Annotated in this window: 7 protein-coding genes and 1 tRNA gene; 3 read left to right on the top strand and 5 right to left on the bottom strand. The window is 43.4% G+C overall.

Translation table 11 applies throughout. From position 1 onward, the window contains the following. Nucleotides 1-119 precede the first annotated feature (119 nt). A complete protein-coding gene (locus ACW12G_RS05730; protein WP_455647481.1) occupies nucleotides 120-470 on the top strand; it encodes a hypothetical protein in 351 nt (116 codons plus the stop codon). A gap of 326 nt (nucleotides 471-796) precedes the next feature. Here the strand turns inward: ACW12G_RS05730 and ACW12G_RS05735 are convergent. The 4 genes from ACW12G_RS05735 to ACW12G_RS05750 form a co-directional block, all read right to left on the bottom strand. Then, nucleotides 797-885 (bottom strand) — tRNA-Ser (locus ACW12G_RS05735). 37 nt (nucleotides 886-922) lie between these two features. Beyond that, a complete protein-coding gene (gene typA / locus ACW12G_RS05740) occupies nucleotides 923-2,761 on the bottom strand; it encodes a translational GTPase TypA (RefSeq protein WP_010002267.1) in 1,839 nt (612 codons plus the stop codon). A 65-nt stretch (nucleotides 2,762-2,826) separates the two neighbouring features. Next, on the bottom strand, nucleotides 2,827-3,612 hold the full coding sequence (locus tag ACW12G_RS05745) for an inositol monophosphatase family protein (protein WP_029510370.1): 786 nt from the start codon (nucleotides 3,610-3,612) through the stop codon (nucleotides 2,827-2,829). After that, the gene (locus ACW12G_RS05750) at nucleotides 3,609-3,881 is read right to left on the bottom strand and encodes a UPF0223 family protein (protein ID WP_029510371.1); all 273 of its coding nucleotides are present in this window, start codon (nucleotides 3,879-3,881) and stop codon (nucleotides 3,609-3,611) included. Before ACW12G_RS05750 ends, ACW12G_RS05745 begins: the two co-directional genes overlap by 4 nt. A gap of 285 nt (nucleotides 3,882-4,166) precedes the next feature. On the opposite strand from ACW12G_RS05750, the gene ACW12G_RS05755 reads away from it, so the two are divergent. Both ACW12G_RS05755 and def read left to right on the top strand, forming a co-directional pair. Next, nucleotides 4,167-5,120, top strand: a complete 954-nt coding sequence (locus ACW12G_RS05755; RefSeq protein ID WP_455647482.1) for a class A sortase — start codon at nucleotides 4,167-4,169, stop codon at nucleotides 5,118-5,120. Between the two features lie 87 nt (nucleotides 5,121-5,207). Further along, on the top strand, nucleotides 5,208-5,786 hold the full coding sequence (def, locus tag ACW12G_RS05760; RefSeq protein WP_455646719.1) for a peptide deformylase: 579 nt from the start codon (nucleotides 5,208-5,210) through the stop codon (nucleotides 5,784-5,786). 8 nt (nucleotides 5,787-5,794) lie between these two features. On the opposite strand, the gene ACW12G_RS05765 is transcribed toward def, so the two are convergent. Further along, nucleotides 5,795-6,292: GNAT family N-acetyltransferase (locus ACW12G_RS05765; protein ID WP_455647483.1), on the bottom strand; the 498-nt coding region annotated here is incomplete at its 5' end.

Genomic DNA, 6,292 nt, shown 5'->3' on the forward strand with positions numbered 1-6,292 from the left:
TACTAGCACTGAAATTAATAGTCAGTCATCATCAATAATGGTTTCTAGTCAATCTGATAAGAGCGACGATCAGTCTAGTTCAGAAGCTGAACCTAGTTCGAAAGCACAACAAGAAAGCATTGCTGCATCTGAAGCCTCTGAAAAGGCTGCTTTATGATGCATCTGTAAAAGCAAGTTCAGAAGCAGCAGTCTCCTCACAAAATGCTGCTTCTGAATGTGCCGCACGTGCTTCAGCAGCTGAGGAGGCTTCTAAAGCAGTTGAAGCTAAAAGTATTGCTCAACAAACAATAGAACAACCAGCACCACAGAATGATACTGGTCGTACTGTATTTGTCACAGGTGGCGGCAAGTCAAATGTTTATTGGTATAGTACATCTTCTATGCCTGCCAGAACAAATAAAAATAACATAATCCCCATGACGGAAGCAGAAGCTTTAGCTCAAGGTAAACGTCATTCAATGACAGAATAATCCATGCCCTTTCGGGCGTACATATTAGATAACGAGGTCTCTAAAATAAGACAAATAAAAAGCACTTTAAATTTAGAGTGCTTTTTTGCCACATATTCCATACAGTCATGATGTTAAACTGTCCTATTATCATACTGTATACCCATGTGTTTTTGCAGTTAACAGGACATTCAATACGATAATTTGTAGCACTATTGTAGCATTACCACCTAAAACCATAGATAATTACCAAAATCAGAAACAACCCAAAAACCCAAAAAACCAGTCATACCACGCTTCAACACAAAAAAACCGTCCTATCAGTCTTTCTGATAAAACGGCTAAAAAGGAGATAGCGGGATTTGAACCCGCACACCGCGAAACGCGGCTCGACGGATTTCGAGTCCGTTGCAGTACCAGATTGTGCCATATCTCCATGAGCAAGAACCACAAGTGGTTCTTAATCAATTTAATTACTTTGATGCCTTACGACGCTTAGCAGCCTTTTCACGTTCAGCCGTGTTCAAGATTGCCTTACGGATACGAACGTTTTCAGGTGTTACTTCAACGTATTCATCATCGTTCAAGAATTCCAAGCTAGCTTCCAAGTTCATGACACGTGGTGTCTTGATTGAAGCTGTTTGGTCCTTGTTTGATGAACGGACGTTTGATTGTGGCTTCAACTTTGTCACGTTGACAGAAATATCGTTGTCACGTGAGTTCATACCAACAATCATACCTTCATAAACGTCAACACCGGCACCAACGAACATTTGGCCACGGTCTTCAACACCCATGATGGCATAGTTAGAAGTTGTCCCTTGGTTGATTGAAACCAAAGCGCCGTTACGACGACCTGGTTCCCAGTTACGAACAACTGGACGGTATTCAGCATATGTGTGGTTGAAGATACCATAACCACGTGTTGCTGACATGAATTCAGTTGAGTAACCAATCAAACCACGTGAAGGTGCCATATAAGTCAAACGTGTTTGACCGTTACCAACAGATTCCATGTTGATCATTTCACCCTTACGTTGGTTCAATGAATCGATAACTGTTGAGGCATATTCATCAGGTGTGTCAATTTGAACTGATTCGTATGGTTCTGATTGCACGCCATCAATGTCACGATAGATAACTTGTGGACGTGAAGCTTGCAATTCGAAGCCTTCACGACGCATTGTTTCAATCAAGATTGACAAATGCAATTCACCACGTCCTGAAACTAACCATGCACCAGCTTGGTCAGTGTCTTCAACACGCAAAGAAACATCAGTGTGCAATTCGCGACGCAAACGGTCTTCGATTTGACGTGCTGTCACGAACTTACCTTCACGACCAGCAAAGGGGCTGTCGTTTTGACGGAAAGTCATTTGCAAAGTTGGTTCGTCAATACGCAAGATTGGCAAAGCTTCTGGGTGAGCAGGATCAGCAACAGTTTCACCAACTGAGATGTCTTCCATACCTGAAACCGCGATCAAATCACCGGCCTTAGCTTCTTCGATTTCAACTTGGTCAAGACCAATGAAACCAGCAAGCTTTGTGACACGGAATGATTGTGTTGTACCGTCAAGCTTCAACACGTCAACGTTATCACCCATCTTGATCGTACCGCGCTTAACACGGCCGATACCAATACGACCAACGAAGTCGTTATAATCCAACATTGCCACTTGGAATTGCAAAGGTTCGTCAGAGTTATCAACAGGTGCTGGAATTGTTTCAAACACCTTGTCAAAGATTGGCTTCATTGTGTGTTCTTGGTCAGCAACATCTGGTGACAATGATGATGTCCCGTTCATTGCTGAAGCAAAGATCACTGGGAAGTCCAAATCTTCTTCGTCGGCACCAAGTTCAATGAACAAATCCAACACTTCATCAACAACTTCTTCTGGACGTGCGCCTGGACGATCAACTTTGTTGACAACAACGATTGGTGTCAAGTTTTGTTCGAAGGCCTTCTTCAACACGAAACGTGTTTGTGGCATTGTGCCTTCAAAGGCATCAACAACCAACAAAACACCGTCAACCATACCCATGATACGTTCAACTTCACCACCGAAGTCCGCGTGTCCTGGTGTATCCAAGATGTTGATCTGCTTGTCCCCAACCTTAACGGCTGTGTTCTTTGACAAGATTGTGATTCCACGTTCCTTTTCGATGTCGTTTGTATCCATTGCACGATCACCCAATTCCTTGCGTGAGTCCAATGTATCTGATTGCTTCAAAAGTTCGTTAACCAACGTCGTCTTTCCGTGATCGACGTGGGCGATGATAGCGATGTTACGAATATCTTCGCGATTTGCCAATTTCCTAGTGCTCCTTTAATTTAAATGCTACTCTTCTCATAGTAAAAGCTAGGGACTGGTGTGCCCTAGCTTTGATGCAACGCTAAAATATCACGATGCGCACGATTTGTAGCCACTAATACTATGTTAGATGATAACATATCTAGGGGCTTACCGTCAATATCTGAAACTGACAATCCGAGCGTTTGTGCCAAAACTTGGCCAGCCGCAAAGTCCCACGGCATCATTTTAGAGGAATAACCGACCGCCTGGCCTAAAATAACGCGAATAAATGATGGACCCGCAGCCCCAATAATCCGAAAACCTAAAGCGGCTTTGGCAATGTCATCATAGCCAAACATCCCATACAATAAGCGCGCACCACTTAACAAGACTAACCCTTCAGACAAAGGTTCATTTTTAGGGGCGCTAACGCGTAATTGATTGGCATAGACGCCTATTTCTGGTCCGCCGTGATAAACAACATTATTCATCACATCAAGAATCCACCCCAAAACGGGCTGATTATCGATATAGAGGCCAATCATAATCGCAAAGTCCGATTTTTCTTTGATGAAATTCATCGTGCCATCAATGGGATCCACAAACCACACATGCCCTTGCATATCCAGTTGCTGATCGCCAAAGCCTTCTTCACTGACAATATGTGCTTCCGGATCAAAGGCGCGAATTTTAGTATTTAAAAACGTTTCGTTTGCGCGGTCAACATTGGTCACCAAATCCCGCGGATTATTTTTGGTGCCGACGTTTAATTCCTGCGTCATTGCCGCTAAGGTTTGTTGGCGCACGTCATCGAGCCACAACATGACGGTTTGGTCAATTTCTTGAATTTCAAATTGGCTCAGTGTCATCCGCGTACCCGATCTTTGGTCGTGTTTTGCGCCAGTTTCATCGTTTGATAAATGCTGTGACCTGTTTGGCGTTCAAAATCACGATCGAACCGCTTTTGTTCACTTTTTGCCGGCATCACATCACGAAATGCGTCATAACGTGCCAGTAATGTGGCTTTAGCGACCCCAGTTTCATAAACAGCTAACACGCTGTCAATAAAATGAGATACCGCCACAATATCTTCAACTGTCCAACTACCATCGATAGGTAACGTATAATTTTCACTCATTACTCTATTTTCTACAATCTTTCAAATTTTTCATCACTTATCTCTATTTTACCGCTTCAGCCACTATTTTAGCGATCCTTAGCTAAAATTATTGTAACATACATCCCCTTGCAACCGATTTACCGGCCAACCAATTAGTGGCTGCTAATGATAGCGTCGCGATCGTGTATCAGCGTGTGAAAACCTATGAAATCAATGCGCTTCTTTGTATAATGATTTGGAGGTGTTGAACGACACGATGACAAGTTTTAACACCTAGTCAAATTAATCATGAGGGCATAACAGATGATACAAGGTCTTTTAAATATTTTGAATTGGCACCCACTATACTTGGCGGGTCTCACATTTGGACTTGTGATATTGCTTGTTTTTGGATTAGCTTACTTGCGATATCGTCCTAAAAAACAATCCTTGCGGTGGTTTTATCAAGCACTCATGATGGCGAGTTTGGTCACCAGCATCACCTTGGGGCTAGACTATCTCTACCAAAATAATGTTGGCCAACTCAAAGACCACACGCTCAATACGCTCCAAAAACAGCGGCAAAAGGCACAAGCGCGCCAAGCCAAAAACGATGCGACTTCGCGCGATCAGATTGCCAAAATGGTCATGCGACAAGCGCAAAAGGGCTTAGAAAAACAAGGTTTTGTCGCCATCCCCAGCCGCTTTATTCTCCTCCCTATTTATAACGATGCCTATTCAAATAAAGGTTTAGATGCTGGTGCCAATTACGCCAATCGGTCAGCAGTCGATCCGCTCGGTACCCAAAAACCTGTTATGGGTCAAGGTAACTACGGCTTGGCTGGCCATAATTTCAACGATGGCCAATCTGGCTTTAGTGCTTTGCAAGAATCCAATAATCACGATTGGCCCTACATTCAAAACGGCCAATTGAAAGGGTCCAACTGGTTGAATGGTGAGCCGGTTATTTTAGCTAATGCTTCGGGTCTTTTTGTTTATGAGATTACCGGCCAAACCACAGTGACTAAAAATGACATTGCGGTCCTTAATCCAACCAAAGCGCCAACACTCACGATTATTAGTTGTCTCTTTCCATCAACACAATACCGCATTATCACCCACGCAGCATTGAAAACCCACTACACTTGGCAACAAGCACCGCAAGATCTTGTTGATTTGTTTAATTTACGTACCCAACGTACCAATGCCCACGTTGATTGGTGGAATCCAGGTATCGAAGAAGGCGTTAACGGCGACGCTGGTGTCACAAAAAAATAAAAATCGGTATAAAACTGCGCCGCCTAACGCGTTTAGGAGTTTTAACCTGTTGTTCAGTTTGATATACTATTATGGAGGTGAAAAGACATGACAATTCGATTTACAATGGATAAAATCACACGTGATGGGGAGCCAGTTCTCAGACAAGTTGCTGAGAAAGTACCTTTCCCACTCAGTGAAGAACACGCACAACTAGCGGAAGATATGATGACCTACTTGGTGATCTCACAAGATGAAGCACAAAACGAAAAGTACGGTTTACGTCCAGGGGTTGGTTTAGCAGCCCCACAAGTTGGCGAATCACTCCAAATGGCAGCTGTGTTGATTCCTTCATTGGAGCCCCACGAACGCGATGATGAACCTTACTTTAAGGGCACAATCTTCAACCCCGTCATTATTTCAGAATCAGTTAAGCGTGCTGCCCTAGATGTTGGTGAAGGCTGCTTATCTGTTGACGAAGATGTGCCTGGTTTCGTCCCCCGCGCTAACCGGATCACAGTCCGTTATCAAAATGAACAAGGCGAAACGAAGACGCTTAAATTGCGTGATTATCCTGCCATCGTTTTCCAACATGAAATCGACCACTTACATGGTCACTTGTACTACGATCACATTGATATGACCGCCCCTTGGGAAGTCAACGATGACACAAAATATATTGATTAACCAAAAAGTCACAGGGTTGCCTGTGACTTTTTTGCTTGTTGCAACACCTTGTATTGCGTATCTGTGATGGCATAATGTACCATATCTACTATTTCACCTTTAATAATCTGTGATTTAAGTGCCACGCCCTCTTGCTGCATACCAATTTTAGTCATCACCCGACCTGATTTTGGGTTACGCGTGTCATGTTCAGAAAAGATACGTACTAATTGCAGCTGATCAAAGCCCACCGCCAAAATGGCTTGTGCCGCCTCTGGCATGATACCTTGGCCCCAATAACGCTTATTTAAAACATAACCGATTTCCGCTTGCCGGTGCGCTTCATTGAGGCGTAAATCAATCGTCCCAATCATTTTTTGGTCATAGACAATCGCCCATTTTCCAATCGGATCCAGCATAAAATAACTTTGAATACTGTTTTCAATGACTTCCGTCACTGTTTTTACCGGTGGCACCGTGATAAAGCGGACTGTTTCTTCGTCACGTAAATAATCAAACATCGCCTC

Source organism: Leuconostoc sp., assembly GCF_965300815.1.